This window comes from Monoglobus pectinilyticus (assembly GCF_002874775.1).
GTDB lineage: Bacteria > Bacillota > Clostridia > Monoglobales > Monoglobaceae > Monoglobus > Monoglobus pectinilyticus.
This window is the reverse complement of record NZ_CP020991.1, coordinates 1282857-1304125: the sequence shown is the minus strand read 5'-3', so window position 1 is coordinate 1304125 and position 21269 is coordinate 1282857. Positions and strand designations below refer to the sequence as shown.

The following is a 21269-nucleotide window of genomic DNA, read 5'->3' as shown; positions in this document are numbered from 1 at the left end:
AGGTGAATATTGTGTCCGATAAAAATTCTCCGGCTATAGAACAAATAATTACAATACTTAATAACTCTCCGACAGCAATATATGTGTCGGCCATTGATAATTATGAACTGCTGTACATAAACGAAAAGGCCAGAGACATTCTCGCGAGCAACTCAACCGGTCAGGAACGAACCTGCTATGAGGCTGCCGGTTTCACTCAGCCCTGCTCATTCTGTCAGACGTCCAAAATGAGCCGGGATAAATTTTTGGTTCGTGAATTCCAACTACCTATTGATTCGAGCATATATCAGCTTAGCGGTAAAATTATTGATTGGGACGGCAGAGAAGCCCATATCGAATACATAACAGATATTACTGAGAGAAAAAAGGAAGAGAACAAATCTAAGGCTGTCAAAGAAGAACTACAGACTACTTTCAGCTGTATTCCATGCGGATTATGCGTATATAAATTTGAAAACGGCAAAATATCGCCGCTGTTTCATAATCCCGCTTTCTATGGAATCATGGGTTACTCGAAGGAACATATAAAAGAAATTGAGAATGATACCAGCTTTCTTGGTGTTCACCCCGACGACCTTCCTGTATTACAATCTAAAATTCAAGACGCTATTTTAAAGGGCGGACTCGTACAATATATATACCGCGTCTGGAATGATAATAAAAATGAATATCGCTGGATACGCCTTGATGGATCAGTTGAAACACAAGCCGACAATACTAAATTTTTGTACGGCGTTTATTCTGACGTTAATAAACGGGTACTTCTTGAACAAGAATTGACTGCAGCCAAAGATAAAATGCAGGATATTATTAATGCAATCCCCGGTGGAGTGGCAATTTATAAAGTATCCGATATTTTTGAAACTATCTATTTCTCAGACGGCGTACCGGAACTTTCAGGCTACACAGTCGAAGAATACCACGAACTCATCAAAGAAGACGCTGCCAAAATGACTTATTATGAAGACACCGAAATGGTGGTATCAAATATACAGGAAGCTATAAAGAATCACACCGTTACCGAATTCGACTTTCGAAAACAGCACCGTGACGGACATATAGTTTGGGTACATGTTCAGGCGAAACAAATTGGTGAAGAGGACGGCTGTCCGCTGATACACTGCGTATTTCATAATATATCAAATCTGAAAGAAACGCAGCTTGAGCTAGACCATCTCGTTAACTCTATCCCCGGCGGAATTGCCAGTTACCGTATTGAAGACGGACAATTTATTCCAATATTTTTTTCTGACGGCATAGTGGCTTTATCCGGGCATACCCGTAAAGAACTAGAAGAAATAACTAAAAACAACGCATTAGAAGTAATATATGAAGCCGATAAAAAACGTGTTTCGGATGAAGCTGTATCAGCGTTAAAAAGCGGAAGGGTTTTAGATATATCGTATAGGGTACACCACAAAGACGGTTCCCTGGTATGGATTCACCTAAACGGGCGCCGTATGGGACCGCTTTCCGACTCTTCAAGATTTTATGCGGTTATTACCGGCATGTCTTCTGAAACCAGACTGTTCCAAAGTATTGCAAATGAAACCGCCGACGGTATATATGTTATCAGCAAAGATACCTATGAATTATTTTACACAAATGAATCGAAAAATCTTTTTCTCAAAGATAATATTACTATAGGGGAAAAATGTTATAAGGCGCTTTTCGGCAAAAGCGCTCCATGTGAATTTTGCACTCTGAAAAGTCACAAACCTGACAACTCGGAACATGATATGTTAGTTGACGGAACAGACAAGTTTTACAGCACTCGGTTTCATGAAACCGACTGGAACGGTATATCCGCATATGTAAAATATGTGCGTGACGTTACGGAAGAAACTAAAATCAAATTTGAAAAAGAACGGCTGTCTATGTATTTTCAAAGCGTTGTAGAAAATCTGCCGGGCGGAATAACCGTAATACGGTATGAATCTGACAACAGCTTAATCCCTGAATATATATCCGAAGGATTTGCCTCCATGTGTCATATGACAGTCGAGGAAGTGGAGAACGTATATAAAAACGATATATTTGCAAGCTTTCATTCCGATGATTCAGACAATATAAAAAATAAAGTTCTGGATTCAATAAACAGCGGAAACAGTCACTGTGAACTGACAGGCCGGCTAAAACTAAAAGACGGCGGTTATATTTGGGTAAAGAGCACTATTTCATTAATACATTCTTCGGATGGAGTCAAAAGATTATATACGGTTCATACTGATATAAGCAAATCCGTGGAAGAAAAGGATCAGCTCAGACAACAGTACGAAAATATACTGCTGCAGCACTATCAGGCACCCGGGCCTGACACCCTGATTTTGGGACACTGCAACATAACGAAAAATAAAATACTTGAAATTATTGATTATACGGATTCAGATCTCTTAAAGACTTTCGGCTATGTACGCAATGAATTCTTTTCCGGCATAGCCGGTTTGGTAACAGATGAAAACGAACATCAGCAGTTTCTTGATACTTATTTAAACAAACCGTCTTTAGAGGCTTATTTAAACCATGATACTGAAAAGATATTAAAATGCTTTGTGAAGCTGCCGAAAGAAGAAAAAGGACGTTACGTACAGTTTAAAGTAAATATGATTGAGGCGCCGGACAGCGGAGATATTACCGGAATACTGACAGTGACTGACATTACTGAACAGACAATATCCGACCGCATACTTCATCAGCTTTCAATCACCAGCTATGACTATGTCATTGATTTAAATCTTTCAAACGATTCTTTCACTGTCCTTTCATGCAATAAGAACGCCCATTGTGCGCCGCCAAAGTATGGCCGTCATTCACAAAGGGTTCTTGATATGGTCAGCACAGCTATAGTACCCAAAGACAAAGCTCAGTATTCAAAATTACTTGAACCGGATGAGATACGCCAAAGATTAAAAAAAGAAGGTTCATATACATTTGCCTATGCTATTTCAGACGAAAAAGGAGACATCCGGAGTAAAAACATGACTGTTTCAGCTATAGATTTAAGGCTTGACCGTGTCAGCCTGGTGTGTTCAGATATTACTGACTCTGTCAGGGAACAGCAAGGCCTTCTCAATATGATAGCATATACCTTTGACCTGGCGTGTCTTTTTAACATTGATGATTCACGCTTAACGCTGTATACACGTCAAATCGTGCTTGAAAATCTGACTCCGTACATTATAGATGATTACGATAAAAAATTAAATATTTTTGCAAACCAACAGGATACTGAAAAAGAAAAAGCCGAATTAAAAATGCGGTTTACAATCTCATCGATGATTAAAAATCTTTCAAAAAAGCCGTCCGGTTATGACTTTGTGTATCCGCAGAAGACAGAAGACGGTCTCAGATACAAACAAATCAACGTGCTTTGGGGCGATGAAAACCACCGAACAATCTGTATGGTAAGGGCGGATGTGACAGATATGCTCGCCGCCGAAAGGCACACTAAAGAAACCTTAGAAAGAGCTCTCGAGCTTGCTGAAGAAGCAAATAAAGCAAAAAGTGACTTTCTATCCACAATGAGCCATGATATACGCACCCCTATGAATGCAATTATCGGAATGACCACTTTAGCTGAAGTTCATCTTGACAACCGTGAAAAAGTATTAGACTGTCTTAAAAAAATATCTGTTTCCTCAAAACATCTATTAAGTTTGGTAAATGATATCTTAGATATGAGTAAAATTGAACGTTCAAAGATAGCCATGAACATAGTTCCGGTATATCTTCCTGATTTAATAAACCAAATAGCCGTCATTATCGAACCTCAGGCGAAGGAAGCCGGGCTTAAATTTAATTACAAGCTAAAAGAAATCAAACATAATTATTTTTTGGGCGATTCTCTGCGTATTAACCAAATACTTATTAACATTTTAAACAACGCCGTAAAGTTTAACCCGTTCGGAGGAAAAATTGATTTTACAGTTGAAGAAATCCCGGCATTAAAGACAAATAATGTTCGTTTTTGTTTTACGGTCTCTGATACCGGCGTCGGAATGTCTGAGGAGTTTTTAAAGCATATTTTTGATCCGTTTGCGCGTGACAGTTCAGCCGCCAAGATTGAAGGCACCGGTCTCGGTCTTAGTATTACTAAAGGGCTTGTTGAACTAATGAACGGAAAAATCTCTGTAGACAGCAAACCTGATATCGGCAGCACCTTCAAAGTTGAACTCGAATATAAAATAAACAATAACATAGAAAAAACAATCTCCAAAAACAATACTGAAGATTCGATACCAAAAGACAAAAACCTATTTTTAGGACGGCGTTTCTTAATCGCCGAAGATAATGACATAAACGCAGAAATACTCTGCGGCCTGCTAGATTTATACGGCGCTGAATATACCGTTGAAGAGAACGGAGAAAAGGCGGTTTCTGCATTTTCCTCCGCGGCTCCCGGAACTTATGACGCCATCATAATGGATATCCAAATGCCAAAAATGAATGGATATGAGGCAACCCGCGCCATAAGGAACATCGGAAACCCAGAGTCTAAAACTATACCGATTATCGCAATGACCGCAAACGCCTTTGCTGAGGACATACAGTCTGCATTAGACTCCGGAATGAACGCCCATATATCTAAACCTGTTGACGTAAGCATACTGCTGAACACTTTAAATAGATTATTAAAAAACAACAAGGACGGCTAAAAAAATAATTGGAGGATATTCTATATGTTTAGAAAAATAGTGTTTTTTCAGCTCATTATAATTTTGACATCTATTTTTCTTCTCTCAGGGTGCACAGAAAAAAGTAAGGTTGTGAGTTATCAAAATAATCCCGATACAACAACAATAACTTTTTTCGGCAATAAATACGAGACAGAGAATGTTAGAGTTATAGAAGAAATAATATCAAACTTTATGAAAGAAAATCCTGAAATCAGAGTTTCTTATGAAAGTCTTAAAGGAAACGAATACTATGAAGCATTGGAAAAGCGTATTCAAACAGGAAAAGCTGACGATGTTTTTATGGTGAATCATGACATTCTTCTTGAGCTTAAATCCCGGGGCAAAGTGACTGACTTATCCGGTCTCAGCACAATCCCAAACTATACTGACAGTATGCTCAGTCAGATGAACGACAACGGCAGTATATACTGGGTTCCTACTACTGTTTCTGTTTTTGGATTATATTGCAACACCGACTTGCTGAAAAAACATAAACAAAAAGTCCCCGAAAATTTAGGAGAATGGAGAACAGTATGCGATTACTTTTTAGAGCAAGGAACAACGCCGATAATAGCCAACAATGATATTTCATTAAAGACCCTAGCTATAGGAAAAGGGTTCTACTCAGCTTATCAAAACAAAAACCAGCAAGAAATCTTTGAGAGTTTAAGTTCCGGTGATAAAGTTCTAAGTGATTACTTAGGATCCGGGTTCTCTCTTGTCAATGAATTCATTGACAAGGGCTATATTGACGCCGCTAAAACCCTTAACACTAAAAAAACTTCAGATGATTTGACGGAGTTTGTAAAAGGAAACACGCCGTTTATGCTGACAGGAGCTTGGGCAGCAGGACGCGTTGCTGAAATGTCTCCCGACTTTGAATTTCAGGTTGTTCCCTATCCCGCATTGGACGACGGTTCCTTAGAAGTCATTAATGCTGATACTAGGCTTAGTATAAACTCAGAAACCGCAAATCTTGACGAGGCAATAAAATTTGTTGAATATTTTACCCGAGATGAGAACATACAAAAGTTCGCTGACCAGCAATCATCGTTCAGTCCGCTTAAAAACGGTTCTCCATCTGCTGTTAAAGAAATTCAACCGCTTGTTTCTTGTTATCAATCATCAAGAACAGTAATAGGAACAGACTCTATGCTTGATTTGCCGATTTGGGATTTAACAGCCGACGCAACTAAAAAATTGCTTTCAGGCGAGTCTTTTGAATCCACAATGCAATGGATAGACGAACAAGCCGGTTCGGAAAGGGGTGCTCCTAATGAAACGTAACATTTCAGGCAATATTAAAAAGAAAATTGCTTTCGCCGCAATTCTTATAGGTATTGTTTTAGTTTCCCTTACACTTCTTTTTATACGGGGAGTTCAAGATCAATTATGGGAAGAATCTATTACAGCTATTATGGAAAACACTCAGCAAGGCTGCAACACTCTTCGGATCCAACTCAAAAACGATTATGAGTCAATGAGTGTACTCTCTAAAGATATAAAAAAATATTCCCTAAGCCAAACAAATGAAATAGAAACAATTATTAATAACTACGGCCATGTAGAAGAAAATATAAGTATGTATACTGAAGACGGCAGTTATTTCCCAAAAGGAAACCAAATTGACAAAACAGTGCAGGAGACGGTTCTGAACTCTGATATTACAAACGGAATTATTGACCCGCACATCAGCAGCATAACCGGGGTAAACGTTTTTAATATATTTATAAGAACCACTATGAATGATGGAACAAAAGCCTATTTGGTCAAAGAATATGAGATAGAAAATATAGTTGAAAGTTTTAGTCTCTCTTTTTATAACGACGCCGGCTTTTCTTATGTCATCAACACCAAAGGAGACGTTTTAATCCGTCCTCCGCATCCAAACAGCAACAAAACAGTTAAAAATCTTTTTGACATGCTTCCTACTGGCAAAAATGACGCAAACAATATTAAACAATTTGCACAGTCATTAGAAAACAACGACACCGGCTGGGCTATATTTACATACCAAAATGAAAAAACTGTATTCTGTTTCACACCGTTACAGCTGGAGTCTGACTGGTTTTTAATTTCGATAATACCTAAAGATGTTGTGGACGCTCAAACAAATGATATATTGATTCGTTCCATGCTTCTTATAGGCTGTATACTTTTAGGAATAATTCTCTTGGCATTATTTTATTTCCATCATGCTAATAAGACAAATAAAAAAATAACCAACCAAACAAATTATATTGGTCACCTGTATAACGCCCTCCCGGAAGGGGTTGCACTCATAACCGTAAACCAGCCGTTTAAGCTGATACAGCTCAATCAAGAGGGACTTCGGCTTCTGCATTATCCCGATGGCTCGCTGAATGATGCGCCAAAGGGGAAAGAGTTAAAAGATTTCATTTATCATGAAGACGCTGACAGAATTATCAAAGATTTTACAAATGTATCTCTAAACAGTCAGAGAAACACTTTTGAACACAGAATTGTCAGAACTGACGGAAGCTTTTTCTGGGCCTCAGTTATTGTCGAGAAGACAATCAGTGAAAATGGAGAACCGGTGTTAATCGCTGCGTTTCATGATATAACAAAAGAAAAATTAGCCGAGGAAGCCGCAGAGAGGGAAAAACTCCAGGAAAGAATTACTCTTGTTAAAGCGATCTCCAACGCCTACCCTGTTATTATCAGTATAAACCTTTCCAAAGACACACTCAATTTCATTTATATGAAAGAGGGACTCATGATTGGGCTCGGAAAACAAAAGACATATACCGAACTGTATAATCAAATTGTTTCTACCATTCACACTGACAGTATTGAAGAATTTAAAGAAAGGTTTGCACCCGAAACGCTGACGGCCGCTTTAGGGAAAGAAAAAAATGAAATATTTATCGAATGCAAACAAATCCTTTCGGACAAAAAATACCATTGGATTTCTACACAAATAATATATGTAGACAATCCATATTCCAAAGATAAACTAGCTATACTTATTTCACGGCGTATAGATGAACAGCGGTATGAAGAAGAACAGAGGCGGCAAGCGCTTCAAAGCGCGCTAGACAGCGCTAAATCAGCAAGCGAGGCAAAAAGCCAGTTCCTGTCAAATATGAGCCATGATATAAGGACGCCTATGAACGCTATTTTAGGAATGACCGCCATTGCCACCACGCATATAGACGACCGTGAACGCGTATTAGACTGCCTGAAAAAAATTGGGCTTTCCAGCAACCACTTGCTCAGTCTTATTAACGATGTGCTTGATATGTCTAAAATTGAAAGCGGCAAACTTTCTCTTAGAAACGAGCCTTTTAACTTTGCTGAACTTGTTGCCGATTCTATTGAATTGGTACGTTCACAAGCCATTGCTAATCAACTCAAACTCAATGTGCGTTTTGATGTAATGAAAAACGAAAACGTTATCGGCGATCCTCTCAGAATACGCCAAGTATATATTAATATTTTAAGCAACGCGGTTAAGTATACCAAACCCGGAGGCACAGTAAGTATTGAAGTAAAACAAAGGAAGAGTATACATAAAGGATATCAGAACTATATATTTGTTTGCTCTGATACAGGAATAGGAATGAGTCCTGATTTTATTGAAAAATTATTTCAGCCGTTTGAAAGGTCAAACGATTCATCTGCTGACAAAATAAACGGAACCGGCCTTGGTATGGCAATAACTAAAAATATAATTGATTTGATGAACGGAGATATTCAGGTTGAAAGCACTCTCGGAAAAGGTTCCGTCTTCACAGTCACATTTCCGCTGCAGCTTCAAGACGCCCCAAAAGATGAAATTCCTCATGAATGGAAGGGAATACGCTGTTTGATAATTGACGATGACATACAGTCATGCAAAGACGCGGCGGAACTTTTAGAGGAAATAGGGTTGAGAGCAGAATATACAACAGAGGGAAAGACTGCGGTGGAAACCGTAATCCGAGAAAAAGATACATCAGACCCATTCCGCCTTGTAATCGTTGACTGGAAAATGCCTGATATGGACGGTATTGAAACCACCAGGCAGTTAAGACAGAAAATAGGTTCTGAAATTCCTGTAATCATTCTCACCGCATATGACTGGTCGGAAATAGAACATGAGGCAAAAAAGTCAGGCGTAACGTCTTTCATCTCCAAACCGTTCTATCGCTCAAAGTTATGTTACTTGTTGAATGAGCTAAGCGGAGATAACACTTCAGAAGAGTCAAATAACATATTAGACATTACAAATTTGTCCGACAAACATGTGCTGCTGGTTGAGGATAACGAAATTAACCGCGAGATTGCACGCACAATAATTAATGAAATGGGTATACAAACAGATGAGGCAAAAGACGGAGAAGAAGCTGTTAAAATAGTATCTGAATCAGAAATTGGATACTATGATTTAATTTTAATGGATATACAAATGCCAAAGATGGATGGTTACAGCGCAACAAAAGCTATCCGACTGTTAGACAGGGCTGACGCTTCCGGGATTCCCATAATCGCCATGACGGCAAATGCCTTTGAAGAGGATATATGGGCGGCGCGGAGAGCAGGCATGAACGGGCACCTTTCTAAACCAGTAAATATAGAAAAATTAAAGTCCACTCTGATAAATGTATTAAACGGTAACAGCGCGGATTAAAATTCTCTTGTTTTAGTTTTATCGGCTTGTAACTAATTTTGACAGAACCGGTGAAGATGTATTTTATTTGCATTACAGTCATATCATACAGAAAGCACCAAAAAATTATATCAAACTATTTATAAAATAAGTATTTGGTATATAGTGACTTTTAGATAGAATGTGCAGATAAGATAAAAGTAATACTATTGCGGCAGCAGTATATGAATGTATATACTCATACGCTTTACTCAATTTGTATTATTTAAATTGAGTAAATTCGCTTATTGGAAAACCCAACCCCAAAGCCCCCGGCGGGTTGAGTTGGAATTTTAGAAAACCTTATTCCATGCGGGTTTACAGAGTTACGCCGCAAAAAGATATAACTTGCATAGCATATTTTATTAATTTATAAACAAAAATGACGCTGTTTCATAAATGTATACAGCGTCATTTTTGTTATATAATTTTGGATTTAATTCCATTTCATTTGACTTTATTACAACTCTGCTTAATATTATCCGTTTGCGCTCTCAAGTTTAAAAAACACTTTTTTAGAATATAGAGATATTCCTATAGATACAACAGCCGCTCCCAGCATAATCGCCCACGGAACCATAGAACATACGTCAAATAATAATCCATACATCGCCTGACCTGCAGGAGCAGCGCAATTAGCAACCGCCATAATAAGCGCCATTATTTTTCCAATCAAATGGGACGGCGTCTGCTGCTGAACCATAGAGCACATTTGAATAGTAAACATTGTCGACAGCGCCATTGCCGCAAAACTCATACCGGTGATAAGCCAGTATCCGACCAATGGCGGAACAAATGAAAACAGTCCGATTCCCATAACAAGAGCCGAAACAGAACACCCGGCAAGCAACAGATAACCATTTTTAAGTTTTAGTCTTCCTCCGATAATTCCTCCGAGCAGCCCTCCTGCCAAACCTCCAAGACCAAGCGCCCCCTGAGTTATACCCAAACTTATATCGCTCATTTGAAGTATATTTACAACCATAATAGGTATTCCTACAATCATAACGGAAGAGAAAATTAAATTAAAAAGCGCCAGAATAACAATAACCGGTACAAACTCAGGTTTTTCATTTTTGATATATCTGCCGCTTTCTTTTAAGTCATCCAAAACTATTGACGCCATACTTTTTTCTGACTTTCTCTTTTTAAACGGAATATGTATAAAAATCTCCATTACTGCCGAACTAAGGAAACACGCTGTACTTACCAGCAATATTGGAACAAGCCCCCAGGCGCCGAACAAGATACCTCCGATTATAGGACCCAAAAGACTTGCCAGAGTATTTACCATGTTTATAACAGCATTTCCCCTCATAATCTGCTCATTTTCAAGCAGTGCCGGAATACTTGCCTGAACGGCAGGCTGATATGCGCCGGATATACTGTAGAGCAGCATAAGGCATACAATCATAATAGGCACAATCGGCAGTATACCGTGTATCAAATAGAATACTGCAATGATAGCCGCCGTTCCAAAGTCTAGAATCACCATTATATTTCTCTTGTTGACCCGATCCGCCAGCACTCCTCCAAACAATGAGAAAATTATCATTGGTATAAATGAACACGCCGTGACCGCGCCAAACAAAGACGGCGATCCGGTTTCTCTCAGCAAATACAGCGGCAGCGCAAAACGCAGTATAGCGTTCCCAAACAGTGATATAATTTGCCCTATAACCACCAATGTAAAATCCTTTTGAAACAAAATCTGTTTTTTCATATTTCTCTCCTTTTACAAACAGACCAACAGTCTGTATAAATTTTATATAAAACTGCTCTATATTGGGCAGCTTATTTTATTCTTTTTCTTTTTTATTTATTGATTTACTATATTCAACTAAAGTGTCAATTAACTCTTCATCAAGAATCTCAAAACCATATCCTGACGTTATTTCATTGTATACAGCGCATCTTGCCTTAACCTCCTCAGGAGTTGTGGGCTTTATAAGAGGATGAAGCCAAACGTTTGCCAATATTAAAAGAGCCTCTGCGAGTTCGTTTGGATGCTCTGTCTTAATTGAACCGTCTTTTATTCCCTGCTCTAAGATTGGTTTTATATATAATGGAGCAACCTCGTTAAACACACTTTGTATTTCAATTGATAAAAACTTGGGATTATCAAGCAAGTATGGCACAATATCCATTATCCGCTTCTGACTAGGACAAAGCAAAGAGACTCTAAAAATCTCCTTAAGCTTTTCGACCCCTGAAAGGTCTTCTCTAGAGACTATTTTCCGCAGCACTCTCTCACTTTCCTGACCGACTCTGTCACACACTCTCAAAAATATTTCTTCTTTAGAGGAAAAATGATGGTATATAGCGCCCTTGGACAGATTTGTTCTATCTATTATATCCTGAAGCGATGTTTCATCATATCCCTTTTCAGCAAAAAGCTTTGCCGCTGTATCTAATATTAATTTTACGGTCTCCTCCGGATATTTATTTCTTGACATTTTTTCACCCCACTTACAGACTAACGGTCTGTATATTATATCAGAGAGGAAATTATTTGTCAATATAAATTTATTTTAAAAACTTTATTGGAAACTGCCGCTAAAGCGGCAGTTTCCAAACACTTACATACTAACGCACTTTTTCCTTCTTGCAGCAGCACTTGCAGCAACAGCATGATGATGAATTCGGCTGCCAAATTGCATATAGAACCACATCCATTGTCAAAGGTCCTAAATACTGTCCGGGCTGGTACATAACGCCGCTGCCGTCAGCATAAATATTCCAGCCGACGAAGGTATATCCTGTTCGAACAGGCATATCATCAGGAATCCAAACCTCACTGGCGTCAGGAATCTGTATCGGTGACGGTATATTTTCTGCAGGCGGACCACCCGCGTCGTTTGGTTCAAATATTAAAACACGCCAAGGAATAATAATTGCCCAATGAGCATACAGCGTTATATCCTCAGAAGTTCCTGACGGTATTACGGTTACCTGAGTTCCGCCCGACTCCTCAGTAAACCATCCGACAAATTGGTATCCCGGAGGCCCGTCAAGCGGCTGCAAAATTATATCAGGAGAAGTCCCCGTAAAGGTTGCAGGATTTGGGTTATATGCGCCAAGAGTGTTTAAATAGGTTATCGTGTGAACAGCCTGATCAAGAATTATTTGAGTTTTATCACTGCTCAGCCGAACTTTCCAGTCATCGAAACTATCAGGCGGCTTTATAAACGCGTCAGCGTCTTGCTGTGACAAAACCGGGTATGAATCTTCTGACGCCACCGCCGCCGCTATAGAATTCCCCTCATCGTTTGGCGTAAGATAAGGCGAGTTGTTTAACTGTATCTTGGAGTCGGGCAGAATCGTGCTGTTCAGAATTGGAACTGATGAAACATCAGATCCAATATACACTCCGTTTTCAATATTTCTTGTTCCCATAATGTTGAGTTCTGCGGAATTGTAAATACCCGGAGCTGTTGCGGCAGAATTTGGATCTTCATCACCTAAAGAGACGCTCTCGCTTAAATATACAACAGAATTGCTTTCATTGTATATACCTCCTCCTGCATTTGCCTTATTTCCATTTATACTGCCGTTTTTGAAATTAAATACCGAAGAGTTTTTTAAATATACTCCCCCTCCGAATTGACCCGAAACATTACCGTCTATGGTTCCTCCCTGCATATTTATAACGGCGCCGTCCCTAGCATTTATTCCTCCGCCGTTTCTGTGAGCTTTATTATCTCTGACCTCAACAGAGTCTGATAGATTCATTGTACCATATGCGAGATACACACCACCGCCACCGTTATTTATTAATCCATTTCCGCCAACAGCAGAATTCCGATTCACTTTTGCACTCTCACACAAATTTAGCGTTCCTGCCGGAATATTAAAGTATATTCCTCCTCCATTGCCATTGATTGTCTCGTTGCCATATATGCTTGTTGTTCCATTGACCGTCAAACTGCTGTTGGTTCCTGCGGCCCAAACGCCGCCCCCGACATTATCAGCAATATTGCCAGATATATCCGCGTCCTGAATAACAGCGTTTAGCTCTCCTGAACCGCCGGATAAACGCAGTCCTCCGCCTTCACTGCCTGATTTATTATCAATCACCGTATCTCCAATAAAGTTTAGAACCATGGGCGTTGTGCCGCTATTAGTGCAGATTGCTCCGCCTCCGCTGACGGCCGCACTGTTATTGCTGATAGTATTATTATTAAAGCTTATTTTCCCGCCGTCTCCGGCAATGCTTATTCCTCCGCCTGCGGAACCTGCTGTATTCTCATTTATTGTATTTTCACTGAAAGTTAAATCCGACTTTGCTTTGTCATTAATATATATAGCTCCGCCCTGATATGCGGAGGAATTATTTTCAAAATTTACATTGTTTATTTTTTCAGTCAGAATTTTGTCGGTACTGTTATTTATAATATAAACTCCTCCGCCGTGTCCGTTTGACATATTGGTGGAAGTATTAAAATCAATTTGCGTCCCTGTTAAATTTATATTTCCTCCGTTCTGAGTCTGTAAATAAAGACCGCCGCCGCTTCCGGCACTGTTGTCCTTTAGCGTAATATCTAAAATCTCCGCATCAGCCGAGCTTTCGTCCTGGAATATCATATATACTCCTCCCCCAGCCTTAACAGCCGAATTCTGCGCGAATTCTGCTCCGCCTGACAAACTGACCGAGTCGCCATTAAAGGTGCCCATATAATAAAATCCGCCGCCATACCCGCCGGCCGTATTATTTGTAAATTTCACCTCGTTATTTATTGTCAGAGTTAATGGCACTGTATTTCCATTTATAAAATTAGAACAGTAAACCCCTCCGCCATCTCCTTCCGCTTGATTTCCGATGAACTGAACGTTATCACCCAAAGTAAGGTTTCCATTTACCCCCTCCAAATATGAGCGGAAATATAATCCTGCCCCTGAAGAAGCTCCGTTATTGCTTATGACCGACCGTCCTGTAATAAAAACGCTGTCGCTGTTATTTCTCAGCGCCGCCATAATCCCGCCGCCAGTGGTTTTGGAATAACATCCGGTCACCTTGGCATTATCCCGCATCACCAAAGCGTTGGCGTAGTTTGCGTTTCCTGACATATATACAGCTCCGCCCTCAGTATAAGCGTTATTATTTTGAATAACCGCGCCTGTCTCCAGGGTCAGTGTTCCGCCGGCTAATAATACGGCAGACCTGTTTGTGCTGTTATCGTTTGGATGTTTCCCTGCATTTCCATCAAGTATAATATTTCGGAGAGTTAAAGCACCGCAGTTTGTAATACTGAACATATTTCCAAAGAAAGATTCACCCTTGAAAATAGTACGAACATTGGCTGAATCAATACTGCTTATAACAACAGCATATCTGATTACCAGCCGTGCTGTCAGAGTTATATCAGTATCCACTTGTATGAAACTGTCATGTGCAGCTATTGCAGCCTGCAGTTCACTCTGATTATTAACAATTGCCAATATAATCACCTACTTTTTAAATTATCGGGCGCATTTAATAATATGCTGTAAAACTTTGTAAAGTGCAGACATTATGACAAATTTCGTAAACTCACATATAATATTTTTTACAGCAAAATTTTCGCTATTGAATAAAACATGCGGCTGTGTTAAAATACTGTTTAATATCATCAGCTTTGGAGGTGAAAATCATGCACTTTGTTAAAGCTAAATCCATTCTGTCTTCCAAAAACGGGATTAATATCTATAGGGGCTGCAGCCACGGCTGTATATACTGCGATTCCCGCAGTATATGCTATAACATGAGCCACAGTTTTGAAGATATTGAAGTTAAGGAAAACGCCCCTGAGCTTTTAAGAAACGCTCTAATAAAAAAGCGGCAAAAATGTATGATTGGAACCGGGTCTATGACAGACCCATATATTCCTATAGAGAAAGAGCTGCGCTATACCAGAAAGTGTATTGAAATTATAGATGAAATGAATTTCGGACTCACAATACTTACAAAATCTTCTTTAATTTTAAGAGATTTAGATATTTTGAAGAATATAAATAAAAACTCTAAATGCGTCGTTCAAATGACCCTGACAACCTTTGATGAGAAACTGTGTAAAATACTCGAACCAAATACATCATCAACATATGAGAGGTTTAAGACACTAGAAGCAATGCACGACGCAAATATACCCACCATTGTGTGGCTTTGCCCTATTCTTCCATATATAAACGACAGTGAAGAAAATCTGATCTGCATTTTGGATTACTGTGTACGAGCCGGGGTAAAAGGTATAATCTGCTACGGTTTTGGTATGACCCTGCGTGACGGCAGCAGAGAATATTTTTATCAAAAATTGGACAAACATTTCCCGGGATTAAAAGAGCGATATATAAGAGACTTTGGTGACTCGTACATAGTCACTAGCCCCAACAACCAAAAACTCACCGACATATTTTTAAATGTTTGCCGTAAACATGATATAATGACCGACGTAAAAAGCATTTTTAAATATTTGAGCGCCTACGAAGATAAGAATTTTGAACAGCTGAGATTTTAAATATCTAGCTGAACGGAGTGTTGACTATGCAGTTTAAAGACAAAAATATTGAACAAATAAAAATTACCGTCTTGGTTGAAGACACTAAAAACGAAAACCTTCCTTCAGCCCATGGATTGAGTTTATATATTGAGACGCCTGAAAATAAAATTCTGTTTGACATGGGACCGAATGAACTATTTTGGGAAAATGCTGAATTCCTTGGAATAGATTTAAATACTGTGGACACTGCTGTTATATCCCACGGGCACTATGACCACGGTGGAGGGCTTTCAACATTTTTAGACAAGAACAAAAATGGAAAAATATATATTAGGGAAAACGCTTTCGGAGATTATTATTCTACCTCACAGGGGAAAGCGCGATATATAGGGCTTGACAAAAAACTAAAAACAAATGACAGACTTATATTAACAGCACCGGGAATAACCCAAATCAGCAGCAATCTAACTTTATTTTCAAGCGTGAAAAGTAAAGAACTATGCCCCAATTCAAACAATGTACTTTGGAAAATGACAGAGCACGGGCTTGTCAACGACAACTTTGAGCACGAACAGAATCTGATAATAAAATCAGACAATAGGTATATACTTGTCGGAGGCTGCGCACATAACGGAATAATTAATATTGAAAAAAAAGCACAGGAAATCATGGGTACCGCTCCGGATTTCACTATATCAGGCTTTCATATGTCCATACCGGGAAGCGGTCAGAGCGAGCCGCCCGACTTTGTACAAAAAGCGGCTAACCATCTCAGAGAAAGCGAAACTATACGTTATACATGTCATTGCACGGGAAGCGCTTCATATAAACTACTAAAACAAACCCTCGGAGAAAACTTAAGGCGCTTGACGCCGGGCTGTCAGATTATACTTTAACTTTTTTATATCGTATTATAATTCAATATATTATTTTTAGATTCAATAGAATTCATAGTATCTATTTGCCGCCGTCTTTCACTCTCAGCGGCATATAAATTACTAAGAAATTTTATATTGATAGGCCACAATAAATTGAACGGAAATGTTAAGGTTATATATCGTAAAAAAAATATTAAAATATAATAAAAAATGTGGTTAGCAAGCTTCGGAAGGGCTGTGACCACACTTTTTTTAGTGTGTAATAAAAATCACTTTGTATCGCCACCACCCTACAGGTGTGATAATACCTATCAATGTTCACTAAAAGACACTGTATTGTGAATATTAATCTAAAAATAATATAAAGATATGGTTTTGCAAGCATCGGAGGGCAAACGCAGTTTGCCGCGTAAGGCGCGCAGTTGCGGAAAATTTATTATTAAAAATGATTATTACAAAATTTTTTAGTATGTTCACACTTTGCGTGATTTGACAACTCACCTAACGAGACACGCAAGCGCGCAATATATCACAACTAAGGTAGTTGTTGACATCTATAGTTTATATAATATACACTTTTATTTAAAAGTATAGCCACAATTGACATTATAGGTTAATCAAAACAAGGCACTTTGTATCGCCCCACCCTACAGGTATGATGATACCTACCGATGTTCACTAAAAGACACTGTATTGTGAACATTAATCTAAAATATTATAAAGATATGGCTTTGCAAGCATCGGAGGGCAAACGCAGTTTGCCGCGTAAGGCGCGCAGTTGCGGAAAATTTATTATTAAAAATGATTATTACAAAAATTTTTTAGTATGTTCACACTTTGCGTGATTTGACAATTCACCTAACGAGACACGCAAACGCGCGATACATCACAACTGAGTAATTTATTATATGACAACTAAGTTAATTATTGGCATCTATAGTTTATATCACATTATTTAGTTTATATAATATACACTTTTATTTAAAAGTGTAGCCACAATTGACCTTGCAGGTTAATCAAAACAAGTTATTTTGTATCACACCCACCAGAGGTGGGGGCACACCACTAAAGAACACTGTATTGATGATATTAATCTAAAATATTATAAAATAATATGATTCTGCAAACTTCGGAAGGTGTGCCCACCTGTATCATACCTTCCGGCGGCACTATTAACATTCTTATTTTTTTGTTCAGTCTATTGTGTCCTATATTTTATTCGCAAGGAAGCTATATTGAAAAACTATTAGCAATTTATAAAAATAATATTTATAATTTATTATTATTTCTGACTTACTATAAGAATATTGTAACTTACACAGATATATTTTATACCGGCATAATCAGCTTATTAAACAAGAATCAAAATAAAACAAACCCCATAAAAACATATGTTTTATGGGGTTTATACTATATATGCTCCAAATCTTGAATTATATTATACTATCTTAACCGCATACAAATCCGGCAGCCATGTTGATAGATTTGTAAATGTCAATGTTCCGTTTGTCAAGTCCTGTGACAGCGTAAATGTTATCTTGCTCAGCTGCAGCTCCTTCTCTGCTCCTGCCGGAGTCAATGTTACAGGGCTTTCTGTTCTCTCCGCTGTTGCCACCACTCCTGAACCGTCTGACAGGCTCATTGTTATTCCTCTGTTATACGCTCCGATAAAGTATACCGTATGGGTTCCGGCTGACAGGTTTATTCCGTCCACATATGGGTCTCCCAAAGTATTTGAAGCATTTGGATTTCCTATAAAATTTTTATATCCTTTTACATATTCATTATCAATCGTCGTTCCATTTGAGCAGAACATATACTGAACCTCTGTTCCGATAAAATCATCACTTATTACAAACGTTCCCGCCTGCTCATTCTGTCTGCCTTTCGAAAAATCTTCAGCTATATAACTCAGCTGTTTCACAAACTTAACCGCATATAAATCCGGCAGCCATGTTGAACTGTTTGTAAATGTTAAAGATCCTTCTGTCAAATCCTGCGGCAGTGTAAATGTTATCGCGCTCAGCCATAGTTCCCTGGCGCTTCCGTCCTCCGTTATTACAACAGGTGTCTGAGTTCTTGTCTCTGACGCCACTGTTCCAGAACCGCTTGCCAGATTCATTGTTATTCCCCTGTTGTTGCTTCCCAGGTAATACATTGTATATGTTCCGGCTGACAGATTTACTCCGCTCACATACGGGTCTCCTTTTGTGCTGCTTGAGCTTGAGTTTCCAATAAAGTCCTTATAACCCTTAACGTACTCATTATCAATTGTTGTCCCGTCAGAACTGAACAAATCCTGTATGCCCGTTCCTGCATAAGAAGGTTTTAATGTAAACGTTCCGCTCTGCTCGTTTTGTCTTCCATTGGCAAAGTCCTCTGCAATATATGTCACATCACCGGTTACAGGAGCCGGTTCCGGCGTTGGAGTTACAGCCTGCTTAACAAACGCCGTATACATAACCACTCCTGACGGCGGTCCGTTTGTTCCCAGAGTTACCTTATCGCCTTGATTAAAGTTTTTCTGATATATTTTATAGGTCACATCATTTGACGCCTGCAGTATATAGTCGTTAGCTGTCCATCCACTCAGCCACGACGGCAGATTGGATACTCGGGTATCCAACCCTATATACACTGTGATTGCACTGCCAGCAGTGAACTCGGCAACATCAGACTGAAGATTCTTTGAATCGCACGCCATTCTTATCCATTCAGCACCTTTGAGATAATTAGATACATTTGTAAAAGTATTGGCTCTGTCGCCGTAGATTACATCGCCTGTCTGCAGATTATTCTGTATTGACCAGTCCGCAGCATTTGCAGCGTCTTTTATTGTCAATGACTTAATCAAATTTCCATTAAGAATTGGCGCTGCGGTTGGTTTCGGTGTTGCTGTTGGTGTCAGTTCGGGCGACAATGTAACGGTTCCTTTCGGGAACGAATCAATTGTTAAATCATGGCTGTAATACTCAATATTGTTATATCCTTTACCCTGGTAATCACCGGTTGCATCGCTGGCGCTGTTAGGATTAAGACCGCGGGCAGTCTCCCAGCTGTCGGGCATACCGTCGTTATCAGAATCAACGATCTGTTTTGATGACGACGATGGATAATAAGAATTATAATCCATATGTTTAATGCCATATTTAGTTATAGCGTCCAAAACAGCACTGTCTGTCACTGTTGAAAAATCACGTCCGCCTGTAAGTGATCCGGTGCCTGTTCTTGTCTCTTCAATAACCTGCTTGTCAATCTTAGGACGTGACGCCGCATTTATTCCCGAACCTGCATAAGCAAGCACATTTGAATAAGCCGCGTCAGCGCTTTCGGGATTTTGGGCAACTGATACGTTAACCCCATTTACATTAATCGGATAATGGGAATTAGAACGATAGTATGCTTCGTCATATCCGGCGCTTCCAAAATTGAATCCGCTCCAGTTATTGTTTGTTTGTTTACTCATAACTGAATTATCCGGATTAACCATTTTATTGCCTGTTAAGTAAAACTTATAATTCTCAGGCGCGGTCCCGCTTGAAATGTTAATAAAGTTATACCCGCCCTTTGTGGATGGGCCGGCTTTTAAGTAATTGTTTACATAGTTCTCATGTCCGAATGTTCCATACGCGGTCTGACTGCCCCAGTCATAGATTACGTTATTAACAAAATCCATTGCATAAGTTCCGACAACCTTGCCTCTGAAGTTTCTTGACAAGCTATGACAAATCAAGTTATGATGCCAGGAATTTTCGCCCTTTCCAAACATAACCCCAAATCCATGAGCACCCTTGGAATGATATGATACACAGTCAGAAGGCCCGATAATGGTATATTGAACCGTTTGGTTCATATTATTGGAATACAATCCAAACTGCTCGTCATTTGCCCAGCCTATCGAACAGTGGTCAATAATAGAATTAGAGCCATTTGAACCGCCCCAGGCGTCATAATCACCGCTGCCTTTTTCACCAGGTCTAGATGAAATATAGCGAACGATAATATTATCTCCGCCCATACCAATCTTGCCGTTTTTCAGGGTTATGCCTGCTCCTCCGGGAGCAGTTTGTCCCAAAATAGTGACGTTGCCTTTTACAACAACATCGCTCTTAAGCGTTATTGTTCCGCCAACGTCAAATACAACGATTCTGTTTGATGTACCGACAGCATCCCTAAAAGAGCCTGAGCCGCTGTCATTTAAATTTGTTACATGAACCACCTGTCCGCCACGACCGCCGGTTGCATACATACCGCCTCCCTCTGCACCAGGGAAAGCCGGAAGAGTATTAGCCGCGCTAACCTCGCTTGTATCAAATACTGTTATTAAAGAGACTAACATAAACGCCGATATTACCATACACACAATCTTTTTTAACATTATTGTTTTCTCCTTTAACTTTATATTTTATTTAATACCACAAACACAACTTATACCACAAATACAATAATACTATTTTGTACTCCTCCTTTACTATTATATTTTTTCTGCCCTCCTTTCTAATTAATAATTTTTTATTTTGTTTCTTTTTCTTTGTTAAAAATTAAAGATGTGCATTCAAAATAAACGCACAGCCCGACTATGAATAAA

General features: G+C 39.1%; 9 protein-coding genes. 5 read left to right on the top strand and 4 right to left on the bottom strand.

Annotated elements, in window-relative coordinates:
- Nucleotides 1–11: 11 nt before the first annotated feature.
- The 3 genes from B9O19_RS05765 to B9O19_RS05755 are packed head-to-tail and all read left to right on the top strand — an operon-like array spanning nucleotide 12 to nucleotide 9309.
- Nucleotides 12–4655 carry a hybrid sensor histidine kinase/response regulator gene (locus B9O19_RS05765; protein ID WP_245863035.1) on the top strand — a complete coding sequence of 1548 codons (4644 nt, stop codon included), beginning with the start codon at nucleotides 12–14 and terminating at the stop codon, nucleotides 4653–4655.
- A 24-nt stretch (nucleotides 4656–4679) separates the two neighbouring features.
- Nucleotides 4680–5963 (top strand): ABC transporter substrate-binding protein, encoded by a 1284-nt coding sequence (locus tag B9O19_RS05760; RefSeq protein WP_102365514.1) that lies wholly within the window; start codon nucleotides 4680–4682, stop codon nucleotides 5961–5963.
- Nucleotides 5953–9309, top strand: coding sequence for a response regulator (locus B9O19_RS05755; protein ID WP_102365513.1), 3357 nt, complete (start codon nucleotides 5953–5955; stop codon nucleotides 9307–9309). Before B9O19_RS05760 ends, B9O19_RS05755 begins: the two co-directional genes overlap by 11 nt.
- Nucleotides 9310–9805: 496 nt before the next feature.
- Here the strand turns inward: B9O19_RS05755 and B9O19_RS05750 are convergent, their stop codons facing one another.
- The 3 genes from B9O19_RS05750 to B9O19_RS05740 form a co-directional block, all read right to left on the bottom strand.
- Entirely contained in the window at nucleotides 9806–11050 is a 1245-nt protein-coding gene (locus B9O19_RS05750; protein WP_102365512.1) for an MFS transporter, read from the bottom strand.
- A 76-nt stretch (nucleotides 11051–11126) separates the two neighbouring features.
- Complete coding sequence (locus tag B9O19_RS05745) at nucleotides 11127–11783, bottom strand: TetR/AcrR family transcriptional regulator (protein ID WP_102365511.1); 657 nt, start codon at nucleotides 11781–11783, stop codon at nucleotides 11127–11129.
- Nucleotides 11784–11913: 130 nt separating this feature from the next.
- Nucleotides 11914–14766, bottom strand: a complete 2853-nt coding sequence (locus tag B9O19_RS05740) for an InlB B-repeat-containing protein (RefSeq protein ID WP_102365510.1) — start codon at nucleotides 14764–14766, stop codon at nucleotides 11914–11916.
- 191 nt (nucleotides 14767–14957) lie between these two features.
- On the opposite strand from B9O19_RS05740, the gene B9O19_RS05735 reads away from it, so the two are divergent.
- Nucleotides 14958–15821: an SPL family radical SAM protein gene (locus tag B9O19_RS05735; protein ID WP_102365509.1), complete on the top strand. Its 864-nt coding sequence runs from the start codon at nucleotides 14958–14960 to the stop codon at nucleotides 15819–15821.
- Nucleotides 15822–15847: 26 nt separating this feature from the next.
- Entirely contained in the window at nucleotides 15848–16699 is an 852-nt protein-coding gene (locus tag B9O19_RS05730) for an MBL fold metallo-hydrolase (protein WP_102365508.1), read from the top strand.
- Between the two features lie 1420 nt (nucleotides 16700–18119).
- On the opposite strand, the gene B9O19_RS05725 is transcribed toward B9O19_RS05730, so the two are convergent.
- On the bottom strand, nucleotides 18120–21059 hold the full coding sequence (locus B9O19_RS05725) for a pectate lyase family protein (protein ID WP_102365507.1): 2940 nt from the start codon (nucleotides 21057–21059) through the stop codon (nucleotides 18120–18122).
- Nucleotides 21060–21269: the final 210 nt, after the last annotated feature.